Here is a 23,917-nt window from a genome sequence, read left to right as displayed (position 1 = left end):
CGATGGGCCCGGCCGCGCGGCCCGCCCGTAACATTGCGGCTGTTGCGGCGATGGGATAAGCCGTATGGTCTGTCGGGGGTCGAGACAACCGGAATACCGGACCGCGTGGTCTCCGACCAGCAAACGACACGAGATGAAGGTGCGAAACATTGATTCGTCGACATGTCCGGAACGGCCGGCGCGGGGCGCGAGCCGCCGCCTTCCTCGCCGCCACAGCGGTTCTCACCGGTCTCATGACCGGTGTCGGCGGCGGTTCCGCCTCCGCTGACCCGATCATCGACGGCAAGAAGCTGCTGGCCGACCCGGTGTCGGCGGACGGTTCGAAGATCACCAAGGCCGAGATGAAGGATGACCGGAACATCCGGCTCTACGTCTACTCCGCGGCCATGAGCGCCACCTACCCGGTCGATGTGCAGCGCCCCGCCGACACCTCGGTCCCGCGCCCGACCCTGTACCTGCTCAATGGCGCCGGCGGCGGTCAGGACGACGCCTCCTGGGTGAAGAAGACCAATATCGTCAACGGCTTCCTCGGCGACAAGAACGTCAACGTGGTCCAGCCCATCGGCGGCAAGTGGTCCTACTACCAGGACTGGAACAACGACGACCCGACCCTGGGCCGCAACAAGTGGACCACCTTCTTCAGCGAGGAACTGCCCCCGCTGATCGACGCCGCGCTCGGCACCAACGGCGTCAACGCCATCGCCGGCATCTCCACCTCGGGCACCACCGTGCTCACCCTGGCCGAGGCCAAGCCGGACCTGTACAAGTCCGTCGCCGCCTACTCCGGCTGCGCCCAGATGGCCGACCCGCAGGGCCAGGAGTTCATGCGCCTGACCGTCGAGACCTGGGGCGGCGGCAAGCTGGAGAACATGTACGGCCCCGCGAACTCGCCCGACTGGGCGGCCCACGACCCGGTCATCAACGCGGAGAAGCTGCGCGGCATCAACCTCTACATCTCCTCCGGTAGCGGTCTGCCCGGCCAGTACGACACCCTCAACGGCCCGTACACGCTGCCCGGCTCCTACGGCCTGGCCAACCAGATGATCATCGGTGGCGTCATCGAGGCGGGCACCAACTTCTGCAGCCACAACCTCGCGAACAAGCTGAACTCGCTGGGCATCCCGGCCACCTACAACTTCCGGCCGACCGGCACCCACTCGTGGGGCTACTGGAACGACGAGTTCATCACGTCGTGGCCGCTGCTCGCCCAGGGTCTCGGCATCTAGAGACCCACGCGCACAACGTGATACGGCCCGGCACCGGAAGGTGCCGGGCCGTTCGCCGTTATGGCTGTGGTCACAGGGTGCACGGAAGGGCTAAACAAAAAGTTCGGGAACCCGTAAACTCATCTTGTGAGTACCAGCGTGGCCGATAAGAGCAGCACCCCGTTCCAGCGAGCGCGGTCGGCCAGTGTGCTGCTGGGCCCCGCCTTCGTCGCCGCGATCGCCTATGTCGATCCCGGCAATGTCGCCTCCAACATCAGCGCTGGCGCCCAATACGGCTATCTGCTCGTCTGGGTCGTGGTGATGGCCAACATCATGGCCGGGCTGGTGCAGTTCCTGTCCGCGAAACTCGGCCTGGTGACCGGCCGCTCCCTCCCGGAAGTGGTGCGCGCCAAGGCCGGTCGCTGGGTGCGGCTCAGCTACTGGGCCCAGGCCGAGACCGTCGCGGTGGCGACCGATCTCGCCGAGGTCGTCGGCGGCGCCATCGCGCTCAACCTGCTGTTCGGGCTACCGCTCATGGTCGGCGGCATCATCACCGGCTTCGTGTCGATGATCCTGCTGCTCATCCAGAACCATCGCGGGCAGCGGCCCTTCGAACGGGTCATCACCGGACTGCTCGGCATCATCGCCATCGGATTCCTTGCCTCCGTGGTCATCTCACCGCCCTCCGCGTCCGGCACCGTCGGCGGCCTGGTGCCCCGCTTCGCCGACTCCGGCAGCGTGCTGCTGGCCGCCGCCATGATCGGCGCGACCGTCATGCCGCACGTGGTCTACCTGCACTCCGGCATGGCCCGCGACCGGCACGGGCACCCCGAGGTCGGCGCGGCCCGAAATCGCCTGCTGCGCATCACCCGCTACGACGTCGCCCTGGCCATGCTGCTCGCGGGCACCGTGAACCTGGCCATGCTGCTCATGGCCGCCAAGACCCTGCGCGGCCGCGAGGGCGTCGACACCATCGAGGGCGCGCACGCCGCGGTGCAGGACGTCCTCGGTCCCGTCGCGGGACTGCTGCTCGCGGTCGGACTGCTCGCCTCCGGGCTGGCGTCCACCTCGGTCGGGGCCTACGCGGGCGCGATGATCATGCAGGGTCTGTTGCACCGGCACGTTCCGCTGGTGGTGCGCCGTGTGATCACGTTGATCCCCGCCCTGGTGGTGCTCGCGGTCGGCATCGATCCCACCCGGGCGCTGATCATCTCGCAGGTGGTGCTGTCGTTCGGGATCCCGTTCGCGCTCATCCCGTTGGTCCGGTTCACCAGCGACCCGGAACTCATGGGGGAGAACGTCAATCACCGCGTCACCACCGGGTTGGCCTGGTTGGTGGCCGCCATCATCACCACGCTCAACGTGGTGCTGATCTACCTGACGGCCACCGGAAAGGGCTGACGCCCGGCGCTATTCGGCGAAGACGGCCTTGCGCTTCTGCAGCATGGCCGCCGCGCCCTCAGCGAAATCGCCGGAGCCCAGCAGTTCGCACTGGCCGGTCTTCTCGGCGTCCAGGGCGGCCTCGAGCGAGGTCAGCGCCGCCGCGTTGAGGGCGCGCTTGGTGAGCTCCAGCGCCCGCCGCGGGCCGTGCGCCAGTTTGGCGATCACCGCCTCCACCTTGGCGTCCAGTTCCTCGTCGGAGTACACGCCCGCGATCAGGCTGTGCTCCAGGGCCTTTCGGGCCGGGAGCCGCTCGCCCAGCAGTGCCATCTCGGCGGCCAGTGGGCGTCCGGCCGCGGCCGCCACCAGCGCCGCCGCCCCGCCGTCGGGCATCAGGCCGATATTGATGAAGGCCAGCAGCAGGTAGGAGTCCTCGGCGGCGTAGGTGAGATCGGCGGCCAGCGCGAACGCCACGCCCACCCCGGCGGCCGCGCCCTTGACCCGGGCGATGACCGGGATCGGCGCGTCCACGATGGCGCGGATCATCCGGTTGGCCACGTCCATGGTCATCTCGGGGGTGATGCCGCGGGCCTTCTCCGCCGGGGCGGTGGACAGGTCGGCGCCGGTGCAGAAGTCGCCGCCCTCGCCGGTCAGCACGATGACCCGCACGGCCGGATCCGCGGCGGCGGCGAGCACGGCGTCGCCCAGGCCCTCCATGGTGTCGTAGCTGAGCGCGTTCTTGCGCTTGGGATTGGTGATGGTGATGCGCAGGACGCGCCCGTCCTTGATCGCGGTGTACCCCGGCGTGCTCGTGGTCATCGGGCGCTCCCCAGATATATCTGCGGCCTGGCCGCAGGCTGTGTGTTCGGCTTTGCGAATTGTGGTTAACTTAGGAGCGTTCGTCCGGCACTGTCAACAGCCGGTGTCATCGAGAAGGAGAAACTGTATGGTCGCCGATCGCAGCGAGGCCGCCCTCGCTACCGGGCGACCGGCCGGTACTCCCGACGGGGAATCCGGCCCCCGTCGCCGCCCCAAGAACCGCAAGGCGCAAATCGTGCGGGTAGCGGCGCGCGCCTTCGCCGAACGCGGCTACCACCCGGTCGGCGTCGACGAGATCGCTGCCGAGGTCGGCATTTCCGGCCCCGCCCTCTACCGCCACTTCCGCAACAAGTACGCGCTGCTGGTCGCCGCCGCCGAAATGGGCGCGCAGCAATTGCTCGACGCCGCCAAGGCCGCCGACAATCCCGACCTGGAACCGGAACCACGACTCACCGCGCTGATCCGCGGCGTCGCCGAGTACACCATCGACGTGCGCCGTGAGGGCGGCCTGTACCGGTGGGAACGCCGCTACCTGGAACGCGAGGACCGCACCCGCATCCGGGTCATCTACACCGAGCTGCACGACACCGTCGCCGCCGCCATCGCCGCGCTCTACCCCGACGCCGATCCGGCCGACACCCAGCTGCGCGCCGCCGCCCTGCTCAGCGCCATCGGATCCATCACCGCGCACCGCACCGCGCTGTCCACCACCCGGCTGGTCAACCTGCTCACCGAGATCTGCTGGGACATCCTGCGCGCCGACCTGCCGCCCGCGCCCGCCCCGGTCACCGGCGAGCCGCTGGTGCGCGGCCTGCCCGTCATCTCCAAGCGCGAGCAGCTGCTCACCGAGGCCATCCGCATCTTCGGACGGCAGGGCTACCACGAGGCCAGCATCGAGGAGATCGGCGCGGCCGCGGGCATCAATGCCTCCAGCGTCTACCGCTACTTCGCCAGCAAGGCCGACCTGCTCGCCGCCGCCTTCAACCGCACCGGCGAACGCGTCGCCATCGCCAACAACGAGGCCCTCGCCGAGGCCACCAGCCGCTCCGACGCCGCCGTGCGGATCGCGGACCGCTTCTCCCGCATGACCTTCGCCATGCCGGAGATCCTGCCGGTCTACTTCTCCGAATTCTCCAATCTGCCCGCCTCCGAACAGCATCGGCTGCGCTCGGTGCAGCGGCAGAACGTCCTGGAATGGGCGAACCTGCTCGACGGCGACCAGGTCGAGGCTCGCTTCCGGGTGCACGCCGCCATCGCCCAGGTCATCGATGTGGGCCGGCGCATCCGATTCGACGGGCGGCCGGAGAACCTGGCCCGGGTGAGCGCGCTCATGCGCGCGGTGCTGCTGGGCGCGCCCGCCGCCGAATAGGTCCGGCCCGCCGCCGAATCGGCTTCGGCGGCAGGCCCTCCCGAATCCTCAGACCCGGTGCCGCATCCGGAACAGCGCCCGCGCCACCCGCAAACGGCGCGGATGCTTCTCGAACGTGCCCGAGGTGATCTGGTCCGGCGGGTGCTTCTCGGTGATCGTCTGCGGCCGCGTGAACTCCCGCAGCGTGCGCGGATCCCGGATCCGGCCGGGACCGTTCACGCCGTACACGGGTGCCGCGTTCACCGTGATCAGCTCACTGCGCAGCCGGGCCGCGAACTCCGGGACCGAGCGGACGTCGCGGGTGAACACCGAGACCGTGCGCGGCTTCCGGTCCGCGTTCACGCGATCGGCGGCCTCGTCCATGGTGGCCACGCGATTCACCACCAGCACCGGCCCCACGGCCTCGCCGGTCACCGCGGCGCTGTTCTCCGGCACCTCGGTGAGCACGATCGGCTCGATGTAGGGCTCGCGAATCGATTCCAGACTCCCGACCACCAGTCGTGCGCCCCGGGTCACCGCGTCGCGCACCTGGCGGCGCACCACGTCGATCTGGGCGTCCACGATCATCGGCCCGTAGGAGGCGCGGCGGTCCGCCCCGGGCCGCAGCCGCCGGGCCTGATCGGCGACCAGCTCCAGGAACGGCTCGTACACCGAGTCGGCCACGTACACGCACTGCACCCCGGCCGGCTGCTGGCCCGAATTGGCCATGGCGCCGTACACCGCGGCGGCCGCGGCGCTGTCGAGTTTGGCGTCGACCTGGACCACCATCGACCCGCGCCCGCCCGGCTCGATGACCAGAGGAGTGGACGCCTCGGCGGCCAGCGCGGCCACCTCGCGCGCCCCCGCGCCCGACCCGGCGTAGGCGAGCTTGTCCACCGGCGCCCGGCACAGGGCGGCGGCGGTTCCGCTGTCGCCGGTGACCACCTGCAGCACCGGCTGATTCGGGGCCAGGTGATTCCAGGTGTCGGCCAGCCACGCGCCCACGCCGGGGGTGAGCTCGCTGGGCTTGAACACCACCGCGTTGCCCGACGCCATCGCGCTGGCGATCGAATTCATCGGGGTGAGAACGGGATTGTGCCAGGGCCCCAGCACGCCGACCACGCCCAGCGGCAGGTAGCCGATGGTGCCGGTCGGTTCGCGGCGCAGCGTGGCGCCCAGCCGGGTGGTGCGGCCCAGCGTCCGTTCGGCATGTCGCGCAACCCAATCCAGATGCTCGACGGCCAGGGTGACCTCGATGGCCGCGTCGATGCGCGGCTTGCCGGTCTCGCGGCTGATCAACTCCACCAGGTCGCGGGTGCCGCGGGCCAGGCTGCGTTTCCAATCCAGCAGCCACCGTTTGCGGGCGTCGAATCCCAGTGCCGCCCACCATTGTTCGGCGCTGCGGGCGGAGCGCACGGTGCGGGTCAGTTCGCCCGCCCCCATACCTGCGTATTCGCCCACGACTTCCCCGGTTCTGGGGTCGTAGGACGTGAGTACCTTGGATCTGCGCGCGCCGGCGCGTCCTGCTGCCGGCTGCGCCGACTCGGCCATGGTCAACCTCTCGTGGCCTGTGAATGTCTCTCCCCGCCAAGGCCAGACTATGGTTCGAGGCGCAGATGCGACAAGGTAGCGAAATCGCCGCATACCGCCCGGTCTGCGCCTGGATCAGCGGCTATTCGGTGAGCCCATCGTTTGTGACCAAGGGCACAGTTTGAATTTCGCTGCTTCGGCAAAGAAACGGCCTGCCGCACGGCACGCCGGTAACATCACGGCCGGCGGTGTGGATCATCCCGGCGGGCGGTAACTACCTCCCCCGCGCGATGTGGGGACCCGCCGCCCCGGGGCGACATCGTTCAGCCCGACCAGCCGATAGTGGAGAGTTGATGCCCAGCTTGGACAGACCGGAACCCGTAGCAGCCGACGATCCGGCCGTTTTCGTCGAAGACATTCGTAAGTCCTTCGGCGATGTGCACGCGCTGCAAGGGGTCAGCTTCACCGCCGCCCGCGGCCAGGTCCTCGGCATCCTCGGCCCCAACGGGGCGGGCAAGACCACCACGGTCAAGATCCTGTCCACCCTGCTGCGCCCGGACTCCGGCGTCGCCCGCATCGCCGGGCACGACGTCCGCACCGATCCGGCCGCCGTGCGCCGGTCCATCATGATGACCGGCCAGTACGCCGCCCTCGACGAGAACCTCTCGGGCCGCGAGAACCTCGAGCTCTTCGGCCGCCTCATGGGCCTGCCCCGCAAGGCCGCCCGGCAGCGCGCCGACAACCTGCTCGAGGAATTCGACCTCACCGGCGCCGGCCGCCGCGCGGTCCGGCACTACTCCGGCGGTATGCGCCGCCGCGTCGACATCGCCTGCGGCCTCGTGGTCCGGCCCGAGGTGGTGTTCCTCGACGAACCCACCACCGGCCTGGATCCCCGCTCGCGCCAGGGCGTCTGGGACCTCGTCACCGCGCTCAAGACCCAGGGCATCACCGTCCTGCTGACCACGCAGTACCTCGAAGAGGCCGACGTGCTCAGCGACAACATCATCGTCATCGACAAGGGCACGGTCATCGCCGAAGGCACCGCCGACGCCCTCAAGGAGAAGACCGGCGGCAGCTACTGCGAGGTCGTACCGCTCGACCCGACCCAGCTGACCAAGGTCGCCGACGCCCTCGGCGACCTGGTGCCCGCCGCGGTCCGCGCCGAACTCTCCGGCGACCGGCTGTCCATCCCCGCCCCCGAGGGCGCGGCCACCCTCTCCGAGGCGCTGCGCCGACTCGACGCCGCGGCCGTCCAGCTCGCCGACATCGGCCTGCGCCGGCCCTCCCTCGACGACGTCTTCCTCACCCTCACCGGACACTCCGGCACCAAGGAGACCGTCGGCGCGGAAGGCGCCGCGTGACCGCCCCCGCGGCGAACGCCGCCGATCTCTTCGCCGGGGTGCCCCCGGCCCGGCCCAACAGCTTCGCGCAGTGGCGGGCCCTGACCGGGCGCGTGGTCTGGGTGATGTTCACCAAGGGCGAGATGCTCATCGCGGTCATCGTGCCGCTGGTCTTCACCCTCGGCTTCTACCTGCCGCTGCGCTACGTGATGAAGTTCCAGGGCATCGACTACGCCCAGTTCGTCATGCCGATCATCGTGCTGCAGACCATGTCCTTCACCATGATGTCCAACGCGCAGCTGGCCGCGTTCGAAGCCATGACCGGACTCAACACCCGCATGCAGACCATGCCCATCGGCAAGATGGTGCCGCTGGTGTCGCGACTGTCCGCGGGCTTCGTGCGCTCGGTGGTCTCGCTGATCGCGGCGCTGGTCTGGGGACACCTCATCGGCTTCCACTTCGTCGCCGGCTGGGGTCAGGCCGCGCTGTTCTGCGGGTTCTCCCTCGCCGTCGGCACCATCCTGGCCATCGGCGCCGACGGGCTCGGGTCGCTGACCAAGAGCCCCGAATCCCTGAGCCAGGCCCTGACCCTGCCGACCCTCATCTTCGGCATGCTGTCCTGCGGCTTCGTGCCGGAGAACGGATTCCCGGTGTGGGTGCGGCCGTTCGTGCGCAACCAGCCCATCTCGCAGTTCTCCTTCGCACTGCGCGACATGGCTCAGCACGGGGTGACCTGGAATGTGTTGTGGGTGCCGCTGGTGTGGCTGGGCGGCCTGCTGGTCGTCTTCCTGCCGCTGGCGGTCTGGGCGAGCGTGAGGCGGTCATGAGCACGGCGACCACGGCCGAGACGGCCGTCGAGGAATCCGGGAACCCGGTGAACCGAAACGATTCGTGGGCGGGGCATCAGCCGCTGCCCGTGGTGGAACCCCGCTCGGAGCGCGCGCTCTCGGTGTGGGCCCAGCAGAGCGTGATCCAGTGCAAGCGCATGCTCATCGGCTGGATGCGCGACCCCGCCACCACCATTCAGACCCTGGTCTACCCGGCCGCCACGCTGATCATGTTCCGGATCGTGCTCGGTGACTCGATCACCATGGCCACCGGCATGCCCAGCATCTACGGCACCGTGCCGATGGTCATGCTGGTCGCGGCCATGTCCGGATCGGTGGTGAGCGCGCTCGGCTTCAAGGTGGAGAAGGCGACCGGTCTGCTCGGGCGGTTCTACACCATGCCCATCCACCGCGCCGCCGGACTCACCGGACGACTGATCGCCGAGGCCATCCGCGTGGTGATCACCTCGCTGTTCGTGCTCGCGGTGGGTGTCGCCCTGGGCTTCCGGTTCTGGTACGGGCCCGCGGCTTCGATTGCCATGCTGGCGATTCCGGTGCTGTTCGCGCTCGGATTCGCGGTGCTGGTGACGGCGCTGGCCACGCTGACCGAAGGCGTCATGCTGGTGTCGCTGGTGGGCATCATCAACACCCTGCTGATGTTCTTCAACTCCGGGTTCGTGCCGGTCTTCGCCTACCCGGTGTGGTTGCAGAAGACGGTCGAGAACCAGCCGATGAGTACGGCCATCGACGCCATGCGCGGCCTGTCCTACGACGGGCCCATCGCGACCCCGCTGTGGAAGACCGCCGCCTGGGCGATCGGCATGATCGTGCTGTTCGCCTACCCCGCCATCCGCGGGTACCGGCGCGCGGCCGAGACCGGAGCCTAGGCACCGACGGAAACCGGCGGGCGGACACGCCCGACCGGTTTCCCCGGGTACGAGACCCTCGGGGTTCGAGTGGCGTGCGTCACGTTAAGGTGGCCCCCATGTCATACCTGGTGACCGGGGCAACTGGGTTCATCGGTCGGTTTCTCGTACCCGAACTCCTGAAGCGCGGCGCGGACGTTCACGTCCTGGTGCGGCCGGGCGAGGACTCGGTACTGCGCTACAACCGCTGCCTACGCGAGTGGGGCGACCGCGCCCGGGTCCACCCGGTCCGCGGCGACCTCGCCGCGCCCGGACTCGGCGTCGACACGAGCTGGATTGCCGCGCACCGCGGTTCGATCGACCACGTCTTCCACCTGGCCGCCGGGTTCGACGCCACCGGCGCGGGCGGCGGCGCCCTCCGGGTGGCCGAACTCGCCGGCGCGCTGGACGCGGGTCGGCTGCACCATGTTTCGACCATGCGCGTGGCCGGGGCCTGGGAGGGCGTGTTCACCGAGGACATGACCGACGTCGGCCAGCTGCTGCCCACCCCCCATCAGCGCGCCATGCTGCGCGCCGAACAGGAGGTGCGCGACCAGACCGCGGTGCCCTGGCGGATCTACCGACCGGCCATCGTGATCGGCCACTCCCGCACCGGCGAGATCGACCGCATCGACGGCCCCTACTACTTCTTCCGACTGCTGCGCATGGCCGCGCAACTGCCGCGCATCCTGCCCGTGGTGGCGCCCCAGCTCGGTGAGACCAATATGGTGCCGGTCGATTTCGTGGCCCGCGCGCTCGACCACATCGCGCACCGAAACGGCGACGGACCGGACACCTACCATCTGGTGGACCCGCGCGAGCAGAGCGTCGCCGAGGCCTTCAACCTCTTCGCCGACGAGGCCGGCGCCCCGCACCTGATCGAGGTGATGCCCAAGCAGACCCTCGACGTCACGCTGCGGGTGCCCGGCATGGGGTGGGCGCTGCGTCAGATCGGCATCCCGATGGAGGTCATCGAGGACTGCGAGTTCGCCTGCCGCTTCGACTCCCACAATGCCGCGGCCGCCCTCGCCGGGACCGACATCAAGGTCCCGCCGCTGGCCGCCTACGCCGGGGTGGTGTGGAAGTACTGGATCGAGAACTGGGTCTGAGGCGCGAGCCCGCGCCCGGGCTGTCGCCGACTCAGGGGGTGTTGTCCCCGGGTAGCAGGCTGTCCGGGGGCAGGAGCAGATCGTCCAGTGCGCGGGCCCGCCCGTAATCCCAACCGACCCATCGGTTTCGATTGGTCCAGCCGACCAGGTCGTACCGCCACTTGAACGGCCAGGTGGTCGCGACCGTCATGAACAGCGCCGACCCCAGCGCCGAGTAGTCGGCGTGCGCCGACAGCAGGGCGCGCTGCTGCCGCGGCGGCCGGGTGAAGAACGCATCGAACATGGCGATGGACTGCGCGGTGGTGAGTCGTCCCAGTCCGTACACGCCGCGCATGCGCATCCAATAGACCAGCCGCGCCTGCCACGGCCACAGCGCCTCGATCGGATCGTCGCCGCGCTGCACCGCGTTCAGCGCGGTGTCGACCAGCGCCAGCGAATCGGCCACGCAGTACCCGGTGATCGGATGCATCATGCCGCCGCGCGAACCGAACGGAATCACCGCGCCGCGACCGGCTTTCGGCGGCAGCTCGTCGAGCGGATAGTGGGCGGCCTCGCTCGGCTCGTCGCCGCGCAGCCGAATCCCGTGCGCCGCCAGCCGATTCAGGGTGCGCCGCCGCAACTCGTGCTGCGGCATGCCGCCGCGCAGGCCCAGGCTGGTCTCCTCGAAGATGACCGTGCCGTCGCCGAGCGGCACCGAGTACAGGAACGACGGCGGCTCGTCCGGGCCCGCGCCGTTCTCGTCGCGCCAGTCCAGCAGCAGCCCCTCACCGGCGGTGACCATGGGCGCGGCGATGTCCTCGTCCACGAAGATGCCGTGCGCGCTGGCCGTGCGGCGCGCGCCCGGCGTGGCCTGGCCGCGGGTGTCGAAGACGGTGGCCGCGCGCACCTCGGTGCCGTCGGCCAGCTCCACCCGGTGCGCCTCGACGACGCGGGCGCGACCGGTGATCACGGTGGCGTCGTCGAGCGGGAGCGCGTCGAACAGGCCCTGCTTGGACAGCACACAGTAGGGCCGCGGAATCCGGTGCTCGGTGGTGGTCCACACCACCGGCGTCTCGATCCGGCTGGCGATGGCGCTGGGCGAAAGCCACTGCGGCAGTTCGTCCACCCAGCAGGAGAAGGTCGGGGCCCACGGCCGCGTCGGCCGCGGATCCACCGCGACCACCCGCAGGCCCGCCACCATGGCGCGGTGCGCCAATGCCCGCCCGGTGGGGCCGAGCCCCACCACACACACGTCGGCGGCCCTGCCGACCTCCCGGCCACTCATACCCGCATTCAAACAGCCGGGACCCGCGCACGCCAGGTCGGTCCCGACTTCGCACCCCTTACCTACTTGGGCGTCACCCAGGTGGTGATGTCCGCGTGCACGACCTCGAGCCCCGAACGGTCGTAGATCGACACCGGCACCATCAGTTCGCGGCCCTCGGTGATCTGCGAGAAGTCGGGCACCTCATCGAGTTTCGCGACCGCTCGCAGCCCCGAGTTGGCCTTGGCCAGGTACTGCACGTTCATGGCCTTGGGAATCCAGCGGTGCGTGTCGGGCACGGTGGCCTCCGACAGCATGCCCATCGCCACCTCGGCCAGGTTGCACGCCGCGATGGCGTGGAAGGTCCCCAGGTGATTGTGGATGCCGAACCATTTGGGCGCGGTCACCTCGCACAGTCCCGGTTCCAACCGCACCACGCTCGGCAGCACGGTGCCGAAATACGGCACCCGGGCCACCATGCCGAGCGAGAACAGCGTGTGCCCGATCCGGTTGTCCGGAAGCTTCTTCCACCCGCGATACGTAGCGGTCTCTTTACCCATGTCCCGTATCTTACTCAAAAGTAAGTTCCACGGAAGTGTCGTGTCGTATCGGTCATCGGATCGGCCGGCGGATTGCCTCGCCGCGCAAAACCAACCGGCTGCCAGTTATCTGGGAAGGCTGCGCCGCGAGCGCGGCTGGGAGCCGGTGCCACTCGGACCGGCTATCGGGGACAAATAGGAGCTCTCGACATCATGCGTATTCGCACCGCGGTGGCCACCGTCGGCATCGCACTCGCGGGGGCGGCCGCCGCCACCGCATCCGCCGGCTCGGCCGCCGCCTTCACGCCGTACTCCAACCCGGGTGAGGGCATCTTCCTCGGCGTGGACCTGACCCACGACGAGACCGTGGCGCTGTCCAACACCTGGATCCCGGCGGCCATCACCCAGATCAACGGCGGTCACAATATGATCGCCCCCGATCCGACCTACTCCGATCTGGTGGTCGACGGCCGCCCGCACGGGAGCATGACCCAGGTCGTCGGCGAGGCCGCCGACGTTCCGGGCGGACAGGTCGGGCTGTACCTGGTGGATCCCGCCCGGTTCCGCGGCGGCAACTTCCTGCTGATCCAGGATCTCGGCGGCTGGGACTATTACCTGCGCCACATGCGCGACAACTGAGGGTGAAATGGCCGGTGCGCGAACCGAATTCCGCACCGGTCCCCGCAGGGCCCGAGCCGGGGGGCTCGACCGGGTGTGACCAGGGCCATTGGCTCGGGGGCGGGGGAGGGGGCGATTTGAAGTGGGGCGGGGGCTCGAGGCATACTGTTCGGGTTGCCCACACCGGGTTGCGTCTTTTCCGTTGGATCGGCGCTGGTGGTGGGTGAGTAAGACCCAATTTTGCACCCCGCTGATTTGCGGCGTGGGTGCGTCCGGAACACTGTTCCGAGGCTTGTAAGGATTTTGGTCCGGGGCCGAGGAATGAGCGGCGGCGCGACACGCCCGACCGCGTGGACCGGATGAACCATGACAGATGAACAGCGGCGATGGATCGGGCCCGAGGGCTCAGGTCGTGTGGTGGCTGATGCGTCTTCGTGTGTTCGGCAGTGCAAATGAGGGTGGTTCGGGAGCGAAAGCTCCTGGGCCACAACGCAAGCGGAGAAAAGGACACTCAGCGTGGCGGGACAGAAGATCCGCATCAGGCTCAAGGCCTACGACCATGAGGCGATCGACGCGTCCGCGCGCAAGATCGTCGAGACGGTGACCCGTACCGGTGCCCGCGTGGTCGGCCCGGTGCCGTTGCCCACCGAGAAGAACATCTACTGCGTCATCCGGTCGCCGCACAAGTACAAGGACTCGCGCGAGCACTTCGAGATGCGTACGCACAAGCGGCTTATCGACATCCTCGACCCGACGCCGAAGACGGTTGACGCCCTGATGCGTATCGACCTGCCGGCCAGCGTCGACGTCAACATTCAGTGACGGGGACTTCGAATATGACTGACAACAAGAGCCGTCCGGCCGCGGGCATCCTGGGCACCAAGCTCGGCATGACCCAGGTCTTCGACGAGAAGAACCGCGTCGTTCCCGTGACCGTCGTCAAGGCGGGCCCGAACGTCGTTACCCAGATCCGTACCCAGGAGCGCGACGGCTACGCCGCCATCCAGGTCGCGTACGGCGCCATCGACCCCCGCAAGGTGAACAAGCCGGTTTCCGGTCAGTTCGCCAAGGCCGGTGTCACCCCTCGCCGCCACATCGCCGAGCTGCGCGTCGCCGACGCCGCCGCCTTCGAGGTCGGCCAGGAGATCAACGCGGATGCCTTCGAAGAGGGCAGCTACGTCGACGTGACCGGCACCTCCAAGGGCAAGGGCTTCGCGGGCACCATGAAGCGCCACGGTTTCCGTGGTCAGGGTGCCTCGCACGGTGCGCAGGCCGTGCACCGTCGTCCGGGTTCCATCGGTGGTTGCTCCACCCCGGGCCGTGTCTTCAAGGGCATGCGCATGTCGGGCCGTATGGGTAACGACCGCGTCACCACGCAGAACCTCTCGGTCCACAAGGTGGACGCCGAGAACGGCCTGCTGCTGATCAAGGGCGCGATCCCGGGCCGCACCGGCGGCATCGTGATCGTCAAGAGTGCAGTGAAGGGTGGTGCCCGGGCATGAGCACCGAGACCAAGACCAACCTGACGCTCACGGTCAAGGCCGCTGGCGGCAAGACCGAGGGCACCGTCGAGCTCCCCGCGGAGATCTTCGACGTGACCGCGAACATCGCGTTGATGCACCAGGTCGTCGTGGCCCAGCAGGCCGCGGCTCGCCAGGGCACGCACGCCACCAAGACCCGCGGCATGGTCCGCGGTGGTGGCAAGAAGCCGTACCGCCAGAAGGGCACCGGCCGTGCGCGCCAGGGTTCGACCCGTGCGCCGCAGTTCGCCGGCGGTGGCACCGTCCACGGCCCGCAGCCGCGTGACTACACCCAGCGTCTGCCCAAGAAGATGAAGGTCGCCGCGCTGCGTGGCGCTCTGTCGGACCGGGCTCGCAACGAGCGCATCCACGTGATCACCGAGCTGGTGGCGGGTCAGACCCCGTCGACCAAGGCGGCCAAGTCCTTCCTCGCCGAGCTGTCGGAGCGGAAGAACATCCTGGTCGTCGTCGGCCGTGAAGATGTCACCACGTGGAAGAGCGTGGCGAACCTGCAGGGTGTGCACCCGATCGCCCCCGACCAGCTGAACACCTACGACGTTCTCAAGAGCGACGAAATCGTGTTCTCGGTCGAGGCGCTCAACGCCTTCGTGCACGGCCCCGCCGAAGCTGCACAGGAGGAGAGCAAGTGACCACCATCGCCGACCCGCGCGACATTCTGCTGGCGCCGGTGATCTCCGAGAAGTCCTACGGACTGATCGAGGAGGGCACCTACACCTTCATCGTGCACCCGGATTCGAACAAGACGCAGATCAAGATTGCTGTCGAGAAGGTTTTCGGCGTCAAGGTGACCAGCGTCAACACCGCCAACCGTCAGGGCAAGCGCAAGCGGACCCGCTTCGGTTACGGCACGCGTAAGAGCACCAAGCGCGCGCTCGTCACCATCTCGGCCGATAGCAAGCCCATCGAGATCTTCGGAGGCCCGGTCGCGTAAGCGGCGGGGACTTCAGAAAGGCAGAAGAACTCATGGCAATTCGTAAGTACAAGCCGACAACCCCGGGCCGCCGCGGTGCCTCGGTCTCGGACTTCGCCGAGATCACCCGCTCGACCCCCGAGAAGTCGCTGCTGCGTCCGCTGAGCAAGACCGGTGGCCGTAACGCGCAGGGTCGCATCACCACTCGTCACAAGGGTGGTGGCCACAAGCGTGCCTACCGTCTGATCGACTTCCGTCGCCTGGACAAGGACGGCATCCCGGCCAAGGTCGCTCACATCGAGTACGACCCGAACCGCACCGCCAACATCGCGCTGCTGCACTTCGCCGACGGCGAGAAGCGCTACATCATCGCGCCCAAGGGCATCGCCCAGGGCACGAAGATCGAGTCGGGCCCCGGCGCCGACATCAAGCCCGGCAACAACCTGCCGCTGCGCTCGATCCCGACCGGTACCACGGTGCACGCCGTGGAGCTGCGTCCGGGTGGTGGCGCCAAGCTGGCTCGTGCCGCGGGCATGTCCATCCAGCTGCTGGGTAAGGAAGGCGCCTACGCCGTCCTGCGTATGCCCTCCGGTGAGATCCGTCGTGTCGATGTGCGCTGCCGCGCCACCATCGGCGAGGTCGGCAACGCCGAGCAGTCGAACATCAACTGGGGTAAGGCCGGCCGTATGCGGTGGAAGGGCGTTCGCCCGACCGTCCGTGGTGTGGTCATGAACCCGGTCGACCACCCGCACGGTGGTGGTGAGGGTAAGACCTCCGGTGGTCGCCACCCGGTCTCCCCGTGGGGCAAGCCCGAGGGCCGCACCCGTAAGCCCAACCGTCCCAGCGACAAGCTCATCGTCCGCCGCCGCGGCAAGAAGCGTTAAGGAGGAGGTTAGACATGCCACGCAGCCTGAAGAAGGGCCCGTTCGTCGACGAACACCTCCTCAAGAAGGTGGACGTCCAGAACGAGAAGGGCACGAAGCAGGTCATCAAGACCTGGTCGCGTCGTTCCACCATCATCCCCGATTTCATCGGCCACACGTTCTCGGTCCACGACGGCCGCAAGCACGTGCCGGTGTTCGTGTCGGAGAACATGGTTGGACACAAGCTCGGTGAATTCGCGCCGACCCGCACGTTCAAGAGCCACGTCAAGGAAGATCGGAAGAGCAAGCGGCGATGAGCACTGAAACTCAGAACCCGACCGCGCGCGCGACCGCCAAGCACGTTCGCGTGACGCCGATGAAGGCGCGTCGCGTCGTGGACCTGGTCCGTGGCCGCAGCGTGCAGGACGCGCTGAACATCCTGAAGTTCGCGCCGCAGGCCGCGAGCGAGCCGGTTGCGAAGGTTGTCGCCTCGGCGGCGGCCAACGCCGAGAACAACCTCGGCCTCAACCCGGCCACCCTCGTCATCTCGACCGCGTTCGTCGACGAGGGCGCGACCATGAAGCGTTTCCAGCCGCGTGCCCAGGGCCGCGCGTTCCGGATCCGCAAGCGCACCAGCCACATCACCATCGAGGTCGAGAGCGTGCCCACCGCCGGCGCTGCCACTCGTAGCCGCCGGAAGGGAGGGGCAAAGTAAATGGGACAGAAGATCAATCCCCATGGCTTCCGCCTCGGTATCACCACCGACTGGAAGTCGCGTTGGTACGCGGACAAGCAGTACGCGGACTACGTGAAGGAAGACGTCGCGATCCGCAAGCTCCTCGCCACCGGCATGGAGCGGGCCGGCATCTCGAAGGTCGAGATCGAGCGCACCCGTGACCGCGTGCGTGTGGACATCCACACCGCGCGCCCGGGCATCGTGATCGGCCGTCGTGGCGCCGAGGCCGACCGCATTCGCGCCGAGCTGGAGAAGCTCACCAAGAAGCAGGTTCAGCTGAACATCCTCGAGGTCAAGAACCCCGAGTCGGACGCTCAGCTGGTTGCTCAGGGTGTTGCCGAGCAGCTGTCCAACCGTGTGGCGTTCCGTCGCGCGATGCGCAAGGCCATCCAGTCGGCCATGCGTTCGCCGAACGTCAAGGGCATCCGTGTGCAGTGCTCGGGCCGCCTCGGTGGCGCCGAAATGTCGCGCTCGGAGTTCTACCGTGAGGGTCGCGTGCCGCTGCACACGCTGCGCGCCGACATCGACTACGGCCTGTACGAGGCGAAGACCACCTTCGGCCGCATCGGCGTGAAGGTCTGGATCTACAAGGGCGACATCGTCGGCGGCAAGCGCGAGGTCACCGCTGTGGCCCCGTCCGGCCGCGACCGTGACGACCGCCCGCGTCGCGAGCGTCCGAGCCGCCCCCGTCGCAGCGGTGCCCAGGGCACCACCGCGACCAGCACTGAGGCCGGCCGCGCCGCCACCGCTGTGGCGGAGGCTCCGGCAGAGAATCAGGAGGGCTGACCTATGTTGATGCCCCGCAAGGTCAAGCACCGTAAGCAGCACCACCCCGGCCGTTCCGGCATGGCGAAGGGCGGCACCGCGGTGACGTTCGGTGAGTACGGCATCCAGGCTCTCGAGCCGGCCTACGTCACCAACCGTCAGATCGAGTCCGCTCGTATCGCGATGACCCGCCACATCAAGCGTGGCGGCAAGGTCTGGATCAACATCTACCCGGACCGCCCGCTCACCAAGAAGCCGGCCGAAACCCGCATGGGTTCCGGTAAGGGTTCGCCGGAGTGGTGGATCGCGAACGTCAAGCCCGGACGCGTCATGTTCGAGCTGTCGTACCCGACCGAGGAGATCGCTCGTGAGGCCCTGCGCCGCGCGATGCACAAGCTCCCGATGAAGTGCCGGATCGTGACCAGGGAGGAGCAGTTCTGATGGCTACCGCCAACCCGACTGCAGAGCTCCGCGAGCTCGACAATGAGGCGCTCGTCGCCAAGCTGCGCGAGTCCAAGGAAGAGCTGTTCAACCTGCGCTTCCAGATGGCGACCGGTCAGTTGCAGAACAACCGCCGCCTGCGCGTGGTCCGCCACGAGATCGCGCGCATCTACACGGTCATGCGCGAGCGCGAGCTCGGCCTGGCCTCCGGTCCTGAAGGCAAGGGAGACGCCGCATGAGCGACGTAAAGGGCCCGGCCAAGACGCCGGCCAACCAGGAGGAGCGGGGCCAGCGCAAGACGCGCATCGGCTACGTCGTCTCCGACAAGATGACCAAGACCATCGTGGTCGAGCTGGAAGATCGCGTGAAGCACAAGCTTTACGGCAAGATCATCCGCACCACCTCGAAGGTGAAGGCTCACGACGAGAACGAGATCGCCGGCATCGGCGACCGCGTGCAGCTGATGGAGACCCGTCCGCTGTCCGCCACCAAGCGGTGGCGTCTGGTCGAGGTCCTGGAGAAGGCCAAGTAGCCTGCTCCATGACTTGAACCAAGTCATTGATCACCGGTCCGCTTCCCTGTGGGGAAGCGGACCGGTGTGTTTTCTGGGGAGAATGCGGGAACCGCTTGCCATTCGGGAAGCGGTTCCTTTCTTTTTGTCCGGGTACTGGCCGGTAATGCCAAACGTGGACGAGTGTGACCAAACTGAAACCCCATATGTCCAAATGGAATTGGCGTGTCGCCCGGCAAAAGCGTTAGCGTGTACGAGCTATGAGGGATGCTGCGACAACAACTTCCGGGGCTTGGCGGATCGACGACCGGACCGCGGTGACTTTCCGCGACGCGGCCGTGGCCTGGTCCCTGGCCGCCCATGAGGTCCTAGCCGAATGTGCTTCCGGTTACGGACATTTCGTCACTGTGAACGAGTTGGCCGAGCGCGTGCAGGAGATGTCGGGCATTCGCACCGACGCCCCGACTCGCACCTGGATGGACGCCATCCTGCGCAAGGTCGCGCGGCGCTGCCACAATGCCGGCGAACCGCCGCTGACCGCCCTGTGCGTCAAGCAGAACCACAAGGTCAGCGACAGCTACAAGTACGTGCTGGAACTCGCGCACCTGCCGGTTCCGGCCGACCTCGAGGTCCATGCGGCCTATGCCCGCTGGCAGTGCTACGCGGCCTACGGCGCGGACATCCCGACCGACGGCGGCATCCCGCCGCTGATCCCGCGCAATGGCGGCGCCCCGCGCCGGGTGACCGCCACGGCCCCGGCCTCGGCCGCCAAGCCGGAGCCCGAGGCGCGCAAGGCCGTCTGCGTCAACTGTTTCACCGAGCTCCCCGCGAACGGCGTCTGCTACTACTGCTGACCCGTTCTCTGCATCCTCGAAAGCCGAAGGCCCGCTCCCTGATTGGGGCGGGCCTTCGGCGTTTCGTCGGTCGACCGGCTACTTCGGTCCGAAGAGGTTCTTGGGCGGACGGTTGGAGGCGGCGCGGCGCGCGGCGTCCTTCTCCTTGACCCGGTCGGCTTCCTTGCGGACGGCCACCAGGTTCTCGCGTTCGCGGACCAGCCATTCCGGCGGGTCGGCGAGGAGGGCCGTGATCTCCTCGGCGGTGAGCGCGTCGGACACCCCCGCGCGGCCCAGGCCGGAGTTGGAGATGCCGAGTTTCCGGGCCACCACGTCGCGCGGGAACGGGCCGTTGGCGTACAGGTCGGTCAGCCACTGCGGCGGGTTGGCGCGCAGTTCATCGAGCTGAGCGCGGGTGATGGGTGAGCTCTGGAACTCCTCCGGGGTAGCCGGGAGGTAGATGCCGAGTTTGTTCGCCGCGGTCAGCGGCTTCATGGTCTGGGTGTTCTTGTCCGGGCTCACCGGTCCAGCGTATCGGGCGGGTGGAGAGAACCCGCTGGCCGGTGCAATAACCTGGACCCCATGACAGGTCAGGGCCGGTTGGAGTCCATCGACGTCACGCGTCTGCGCTGGTTCGTCGCGGTTGCCGAGGAATTGCACTTCGCCCGGGCGGCGCGTGGCCTGGGCATTTCCCGGCAGCGTTTGAGCGGCACGGTCATCGAGCTGGAGGAAGAGCTCGAGACCAAGTTGTTCGTGCCCGGCGCGCAGCCGACCCAGCTGAGCGAGGACGGTCGCGCGGTGCTCGAACAGGCCCGAGCGCTCATCGCGGCCGCGCCGCCGGAACCGGTCGCCGCGCCGGAGGCGGTGGATCGCCTGCGCGTCGGTTTCGTCCCGGGCGTGACCGTCACCAAGTGGGAGCGCATCTGGGGTGAGCGTTTCCCCGAGGTCGCCCTCGACCTGATCCCGGTTCCGATGAAGGAGCAGGAGACGGCGCTGCGCACGGACGCGGTCGACATGTGCTTCGTGCGCCTGCCCATCGACCGTGACGGCATGAGCGCGATCCCGCTGTACCGCGAGGTCCCGGTGGTCGTGGTGCCCAAGGATCATCCGATCGCCCTGTTCGATCAGGTCGCCACCGCCGATCTGGCCGACGAGCGCATGCAGGACGCCGCCGACCTGGACGACGCGGCCATGACCATGGAACTGGTGGCCGCGGTGAGCGGCGCCGCCATCGTCCCGCATTCGATCGCCCGCCTGCACCACCGCAAGGATCTGGTCTATCGCACGGTCACCGATGTGCCCGAGACCGAGATCGCGCTGGCCTGGCCGGCCGCCGCCACCACCGAGCTGGTGGAGGAGTTCGTCGGCGTGGTTCGCGGCCGCTCCCAGCGCAGTTCCCGTTCGCCGTCGGGTCAGCAGCCGGACAAGCAGCAGTCCGCGCCGAAGCGCAAGCCCGCCCCCGCGAAGAAGCCCGCGGCCGCGGCCAAGTCGAAGCAGGGGGCCGCGCGGAAGCCGGGTAAGCGGCGCGGTCGCTGACCGGTTCGGGGGTCGACCTGGAGAAATCTCAGGGTCGACTCAGGGTTGCTCTATACGTATACGTCTACTTATAGTGGCGTAAGGCGGCGTTCCGCCGTCGGGTATCGCTGAGATCGATTGCGGCGCACCGGATGTGAGATCCGGGGTGTCGTGTCGTACACGCATGCCCATATAAGCATCTACGAATGATTCGGAGCGTCTCATGGCCCTCGAAATGGACAAGCCCGACACCGACCTGGTCCCGGATCCCCTGCCCGAGGGCATGCGCGAGATCACCCTCCGCGTCGGCCCGGGCGGCCGCCGCACCCAGCGTTTCGTCGGCCGCCCGCTGGCGGACGGTCGCCACGTCACGGGGGAGGGCAGCGAGACGGTCCAGGTCTTCCTGAGCCGCAAGGGCAAGCTGGTCGTGCACCGCCATTACCTGGAGTGGACCGACTTCGCGCAGGCCTCCAAGGATGTCGCGCGGGAGCGCAAGGAGGAGTTCCTCACCGTCCGAAAGAATTCCGACCAGTCGGATCTTTCTCTGATGGCGGACTGGCTCAAAGGATTCGGGGGGTGGCGAGAATTCCTTCAATTGGATAAGGATGGATACGGCGACTTCACCCTCGACATCGTGGATTCGCTGGGGGAGTTGCGGGATCGTATTCCCGCCAAGGTCTACCGCGTCGTCGCCGACGTGCTGGAGAACCCGGCCTCGCAGGTCCTCGACATCTGAATAGCGCGGCCGAACCCCGAAAGGACTTCTCCCGCATGTTCTCCCGCTTGGGACGCTTCGTCGTCCGATTCCCGTGGCTGGTGATCGGCGCCTGGCTCATCGCCATCGTGGCGGTGGTCGCCACCGCACCGAAGCTCACCGCCACCACCGAACAGTCCGACTTCCTGCCTTCGCACTACGAATCCGTCCAGGCGATGGAGTTGCAGCAGAAGGCCTTCCCGAACAGCAACACCCCGGCCGCGCTGATCGTCTTCGAGCGCTCCGACGGGGCGCCGCTGACCGACCAGGACGCGGCCACCATCGCCGCGACCGCCACCAAGCTGTCGGAGCGGAACATCAAGGACGTCACCGGCGTCCAGGCCCTGCCGCCGTCGGAGACCAAGGCCATCGGCGTGGTCGCGGTCGGCATGACCAAGCAGACCGACGCGGCGGCCAAGAACCAGACCGATGCGGTCAAGGCGCTGCGTGACGCGCTGAAGGAGCAGGTCTCCGGCACCGATCTGAAGGCCGGCGTCACCGGCACCGCGGCCCAGATGCTGGATCAGCAGGACTCCAGCCAGAAGGGCCTGGCCATCATCGGCATCGCGACCGTGGTGCTGATCCTGGTGCTGCTGCTGGTCATCTTCCGCAGCCCGATCATCGCGTTGCTGCCGATCATCGTGATCGGCATGGTGTCCGCGCTGGCGAACGGCGTGATCGCCGCGGCCAGTGCGGCATTCGATCTCAAGATCGACAACTCGGTGCAGTCGCTGCTGGTCGTGGTGCTGTTCGGCGTCGGCACCGACTACATCCTGTTCCTGATGTTCCGCTATCGGGAGCGCCTGCGCGCCGGTGAGGACCCGAAGACGGCCATGGTCAGCTCGGTCACCCGGGTCGGCGAGGCCATCACGTCGGCCGCGGCGGCGGTGATCATCGCCTTCGGCGCGCTCACCCTGTCCACCCTGGGCATGTTCCGGTCCATGGGTATCGCCCTGGCCATCGCGGTGGCGGTGGCGCTGCTGGCGGGCCTGACCCTGGTCCCCGCGATCGTCTCGCTGCTGGGCACCAAGGTGTTCTGGCCGTCGAAGGCGTGGCAGACCGAGCCCGAGGGCGCGCGGTTCCGGGCGGTCGGCAATGCGCTGGGCAAGCGTCCGGCGGTGTTCGCCGCGGTCTCCGGCGGCGTGCTGCTGGTGCTGGGCGTCTTCGCGCTGGGCTTCAACCCGACCTTCGATCTGAGCTCCGGCTCGACCTCCAACGCGGCCGAATCCACCGTGTACGGCAAGGAATTGCTCAAGGGCATGCCTGCGGGCAGCACCCAGCCGTCGCAGGTCTACCTGCGGGCCGAGCAGGGCACGCTGAACCAGGGCGAGCTCGACACCTTCCGGGCGGCGCTCACCGGGGTGAAGGGTGTGGGCCAGGTGTCGCCGGCGACGCTGTCGAAGGACAGCGCGGTGGCCGAGTTCCAGGTGACCCTCGCCGACAAGCCGGAATCCGATGCCGCGCTGGACACCGTGAAGGGTCCGCTGCGCGATACCGCGCACAGTTCGGCCCCGGCCGGGACCACCGCGGTGGTGGGCGGTATGACCTCGGTGTTCGTCGACTTCCAGCACGCCATGAACCGTGACTACATGGTGGTGTTCCCGGTCGCGGGCATCCTGATCATGATCGTGCTGGCGTTGCTGCTGCGCAGTGTGGTCGCGCCCTGGTACCTGATGGCCTCGGTGTTCCTGGGCTTCGCGGCGACGCTGGGTTCCGCGGTGCTGGTGTTCCAGAAGATCCAGGGTGAGCAGGGTCTGATCTTCCAATTGCCGTTGATCATGTACCTGTTCGTGGTGGCGCTGGGCACCGACTACAACATCCTGATGGTGGCCCGTTTGCGGGAGGAGGCCCGGGAGGGCAACGATCCGCACACCGCCGCGGCGCTGGCGGTGCGGCACACGGGTCCGACGGTGGCGGCGGCCGGTGTCATTCTGGCGGGCACCTTCGCCTCGATGATGCTGGCGGGCAATTCGGTGCTCTCCCAGATGGGTTTCGCGATCTCGCTGGGTATCACCATCGCGGCGTTCGTCATGGCGATGTTCTTCACCCCCGCGGTGACGGCTCTGGTCGGCCGCTTCGCCTGGTGGCCGGGGCACGGCGGGGATGCCGAGAACCCGCCCGTGTGGGATGCCGAATGGTCGGAAACCGATGTGGTGAGCGGGCAATCGCGCCACTGAGTTTCGAA

Annotated in this window: 28 protein-coding genes; 23 read left to right on the top strand and 5 right to left on the bottom strand. The window is 68.2% G+C overall.

The genetic code is table 11. The features are described from left to right. Window positions 1–233: 233 nt before the first annotated feature. Window positions 234–1,226: an alpha/beta hydrolase family protein gene (locus tag ABZ382_RS16225; protein ID WP_357089919.1), complete on the top strand. Its 993-nt coding sequence runs from the start codon at window positions 234–236 to the stop codon at window positions 1,224–1,226. A 138-nt stretch (window positions 1,227–1,364) separates the two neighbouring features. Beyond that, window positions 1,365–2,606, top strand: coding sequence for an Nramp family divalent metal transporter (locus tag ABZ382_RS16220; protein ID WP_357089916.1), 1,242 nt, complete (start codon window positions 1,365–1,367; stop codon window positions 2,604–2,606). 9 nt (window positions 2,607–2,615) lie between these two features. Here the strand turns inward: ABZ382_RS16220 and ABZ382_RS16215 are convergent, their stop codons facing one another. Further along, a complete protein-coding gene (locus ABZ382_RS16215; protein ID WP_357089198.1) occupies window positions 2,616–3,404 on the bottom strand; it encodes an enoyl-CoA hydratase-related protein in 789 nt (262 codons plus the stop codon). Between the two features lie 127 nt (window positions 3,405–3,531). Here ABZ382_RS16215 and ABZ382_RS16210 point away from each other — a divergent pair, with 127 nt between their 5' ends. After that, window positions 3,532–4,773: a TetR family transcriptional regulator gene (locus ABZ382_RS16210; protein ID WP_357089196.1), complete on the top strand. Its 1,242-nt coding sequence runs from the start codon at window positions 3,532–3,534 to the stop codon at window positions 4,771–4,773. Window positions 4,774–4,821: 48 nt separating this feature from the next. On the opposite strand, the gene ABZ382_RS16205 is transcribed toward ABZ382_RS16210, so the two are convergent. Then, complete coding sequence (locus ABZ382_RS16205) at window positions 4,822–6,303, bottom strand: aldehyde dehydrogenase family protein (RefSeq protein WP_357089194.1); 1,482 nt, start codon at window positions 6,301–6,303, stop codon at window positions 4,822–4,824. Window positions 6,304–6,635: 332 nt separating this feature from the next. Between ABZ382_RS16205 and ABZ382_RS16200 the strand changes: the two genes are divergently transcribed. The 4 genes from ABZ382_RS16200 to ABZ382_RS16185 all read left to right on the top strand — a co-directional run bounded on the left by ABZ382_RS16200 (window position 6,636) and on the right by ABZ382_RS16185 (window position 10,463). Continuing rightward, window positions 6,636–7,643 carry an ATP-binding cassette domain-containing protein gene (locus ABZ382_RS16200; RefSeq protein WP_357089193.1) on the top strand — a complete coding sequence of 336 codons (1,008 nt, stop codon included), beginning with the start codon at window positions 6,636–6,638 and terminating at the stop codon, window positions 7,641–7,643. After that, window positions 7,640–8,449: an ABC transporter permease gene (locus ABZ382_RS16195; RefSeq protein ID WP_357089192.1), complete on the top strand. Its 810-nt coding sequence runs from the start codon at window positions 7,640–7,642 to the stop codon at window positions 8,447–8,449. Before ABZ382_RS16200 ends, ABZ382_RS16195 begins: the two co-directional genes overlap by 4 nt. After that, window positions 8,446–9,336, top strand: a complete 891-nt coding sequence (locus ABZ382_RS16190; protein WP_357089189.1) for an ABC transporter permease — start codon at window positions 8,446–8,448, stop codon at window positions 9,334–9,336. The genes ABZ382_RS16195 and ABZ382_RS16190 overlap by 4 nt, the downstream gene beginning before the upstream one ends. A gap of 98 nt (window positions 9,337–9,434) precedes the next feature. Then, window positions 9,435–10,463, top strand: a complete 1,029-nt coding sequence (locus ABZ382_RS16185) for an SDR family oxidoreductase (RefSeq protein ID WP_357089187.1) — start codon at window positions 9,435–9,437, stop codon at window positions 10,461–10,463. A gap of 31 nt (window positions 10,464–10,494) precedes the next feature. On the opposite strand, the gene ABZ382_RS16180 is transcribed toward ABZ382_RS16185, so the two are convergent. Together ABZ382_RS16180 and ABZ382_RS16175 are read right to left on the bottom strand one after the other, a co-directional pair. Beyond that, window positions 10,495–11,727 (bottom strand): lycopene cyclase family protein, encoded by a 1,233-nt coding sequence (locus tag ABZ382_RS16180; RefSeq protein ID WP_357089185.1) that lies wholly within the window; start codon window positions 11,725–11,727, stop codon window positions 10,495–10,497. Between the two features lie 62 nt (window positions 11,728–11,789). Further along, window positions 11,790–12,266: a hotdog fold domain-containing protein gene (locus ABZ382_RS16175; protein ID WP_357089182.1), complete on the bottom strand. Its 477-nt coding sequence runs from the start codon at window positions 12,264–12,266 to the stop codon at window positions 11,790–11,792. A 192-nt stretch (window positions 12,267–12,458) separates the two neighbouring features. Here ABZ382_RS16175 and ABZ382_RS16170 point away from each other — a divergent pair, with 192 nt between their 5' ends. From ABZ382_RS16170 to ABZ382_RS16110, 13 genes are all read left to right on the top strand, one after another. Further along, complete coding sequence (locus ABZ382_RS16170; protein ID WP_357089179.1) at window positions 12,459–12,884, top strand: hypothetical protein; 426 nt, start codon at window positions 12,459–12,461, stop codon at window positions 12,882–12,884. A gap of 495 nt (window positions 12,885–13,379) precedes the next feature. Continuing rightward, window positions 13,380–13,685: a 30S ribosomal protein S10 gene (gene rpsJ / locus ABZ382_RS16165; RefSeq protein WP_040804197.1), complete on the top strand. Its 306-nt coding sequence runs from the start codon at window positions 13,380–13,382 to the stop codon at window positions 13,683–13,685. 14 nt (window positions 13,686–13,699) lie between these two features. Then, window positions 13,700–14,365, top strand: a complete 666-nt coding sequence (gene rplC, locus ABZ382_RS16160) for a 50S ribosomal protein L3 (RefSeq protein ID WP_357089177.1) — start codon at window positions 13,700–13,702, stop codon at window positions 14,363–14,365. Continuing rightward, window positions 14,362–15,033 (top strand): 50S ribosomal protein L4, encoded by a 672-nt coding sequence (rplD, locus tag ABZ382_RS16155; protein WP_357089175.1) that lies wholly within the window; start codon window positions 14,362–14,364, stop codon window positions 15,031–15,033. Before rplC ends, rplD begins: the two co-directional genes overlap by 4 nt. After that, the gene (gene rplW / locus ABZ382_RS16150; RefSeq protein ID WP_067712168.1) at window positions 15,030–15,335 is read left to right on the top strand and encodes a 50S ribosomal protein L23; all 306 of its coding nucleotides are present in this window, start codon (window positions 15,030–15,032) and stop codon (window positions 15,333–15,335) included. Before rplD ends, rplW begins: the two co-directional genes overlap by 4 nt. A gap of 32 nt (window positions 15,336–15,367) precedes the next feature. Further along, window positions 15,368–16,198 carry a 50S ribosomal protein L2 gene (gene rplB, locus ABZ382_RS16145; protein ID WP_213558070.1) on the top strand — a complete coding sequence of 277 codons (831 nt, stop codon included), beginning with the start codon at window positions 15,368–15,370 and terminating at the stop codon, window positions 16,196–16,198. Window positions 16,199–16,212: 14 nt separating this feature from the next. After that, on the top strand, window positions 16,213–16,494 hold the full coding sequence (gene rpsS, locus ABZ382_RS16140; RefSeq protein WP_019931198.1) for a 30S ribosomal protein S19: 282 nt from the start codon (window positions 16,213–16,215) through the stop codon (window positions 16,492–16,494). Beyond that, the gene (gene rplV / locus ABZ382_RS16135; RefSeq protein ID WP_213558069.1) at window positions 16,491–16,892 is read left to right on the top strand and encodes a 50S ribosomal protein L22; all 402 of its coding nucleotides are present in this window, start codon (window positions 16,491–16,493) and stop codon (window positions 16,890–16,892) included. The genes rpsS and rplV overlap by 4 nt, the downstream gene beginning before the upstream one ends. Then, entirely contained in the window at window positions 16,893–17,699 is an 807-nt protein-coding gene (gene rpsC / locus ABZ382_RS16130; protein WP_033091021.1) for a 30S ribosomal protein S3, read from the top strand. It begins immediately after the preceding gene. A 3-nt stretch (window positions 17,700–17,702) separates the two neighbouring features. Continuing rightward, complete coding sequence (rplP, locus tag ABZ382_RS16125) at window positions 17,703–18,119, top strand: 50S ribosomal protein L16 (protein WP_213558068.1); 417 nt, start codon at window positions 17,703–17,705, stop codon at window positions 18,117–18,119. After that, complete coding sequence (gene rpmC / locus ABZ382_RS16120) at window positions 18,119–18,358, top strand: 50S ribosomal protein L29 (protein WP_040804215.1); 240 nt, start codon at window positions 18,119–18,121, stop codon at window positions 18,356–18,358. Before rplP ends, rpmC begins: the two co-directional genes overlap by 1 nt. Beyond that, the gene (rpsQ, locus tag ABZ382_RS16115; RefSeq protein WP_213558067.1) at window positions 18,355–18,651 is read left to right on the top strand and encodes a 30S ribosomal protein S17; all 297 of its coding nucleotides are present in this window, start codon (window positions 18,355–18,357) and stop codon (window positions 18,649–18,651) included. Before rpmC ends, rpsQ begins: the two co-directional genes overlap by 4 nt. Window positions 18,652–18,890: 239 nt before the next feature. Then, window positions 18,891–19,484, top strand: coding sequence for a hypothetical protein (locus tag ABZ382_RS16110; protein ID WP_357089169.1), 594 nt, complete (start codon window positions 18,891–18,893; stop codon window positions 19,482–19,484). A 78-nt stretch (window positions 19,485–19,562) separates the two neighbouring features. On the opposite strand, the gene ABZ382_RS16105 is transcribed toward ABZ382_RS16110, so the two are convergent. After that, the gene (locus ABZ382_RS16105; protein ID WP_357089166.1) at window positions 19,563–19,985 is read right to left on the bottom strand and encodes a DUF5997 family protein; all 423 of its coding nucleotides are present in this window, start codon (window positions 19,983–19,985) and stop codon (window positions 19,563–19,565) included. Window positions 19,986–20,045: 60 nt separating this feature from the next. Here ABZ382_RS16105 and ABZ382_RS16100 point away from each other — a divergent pair, with 60 nt between their 5' ends. From ABZ382_RS16100 to ABZ382_RS16090, 3 genes are all read left to right on the top strand, one after another. Further along, window positions 20,046–20,999, top strand: a complete 954-nt coding sequence (locus ABZ382_RS16100; protein ID WP_357089165.1) for a LysR family transcriptional regulator — start codon at window positions 20,046–20,048, stop codon at window positions 20,997–20,999. A gap of 202 nt (window positions 21,000–21,201) precedes the next feature. Continuing rightward, on the top strand, window positions 21,202–21,714 hold the full coding sequence (locus ABZ382_RS16095; RefSeq protein ID WP_357089163.1) for an EXLDI protein: 513 nt from the start codon (window positions 21,202–21,204) through the stop codon (window positions 21,712–21,714). A 35-nt stretch (window positions 21,715–21,749) separates the two neighbouring features. Then, window positions 21,750–23,909 (top strand): MMPL family transporter, encoded by a 2,160-nt coding sequence (locus ABZ382_RS16090; protein ID WP_357089162.1) that lies wholly within the window; start codon window positions 21,750–21,752, stop codon window positions 23,907–23,909. Window positions 23,910–23,917 lie beyond the last annotated feature (8 nt).

It is taken from the genome of Nocardia sp. NPDC005825 (genome assembly GCF_040630175.1).
Taxonomy (GTDB): domain Bacteria; phylum Actinomycetota; class Actinomycetes; order Mycobacteriales; family Mycobacteriaceae; genus Nocardia.
Note: the sequence above shows the minus strand (reverse complement) of the source record. Positions and strands in the feature narration are given on the sequence as shown.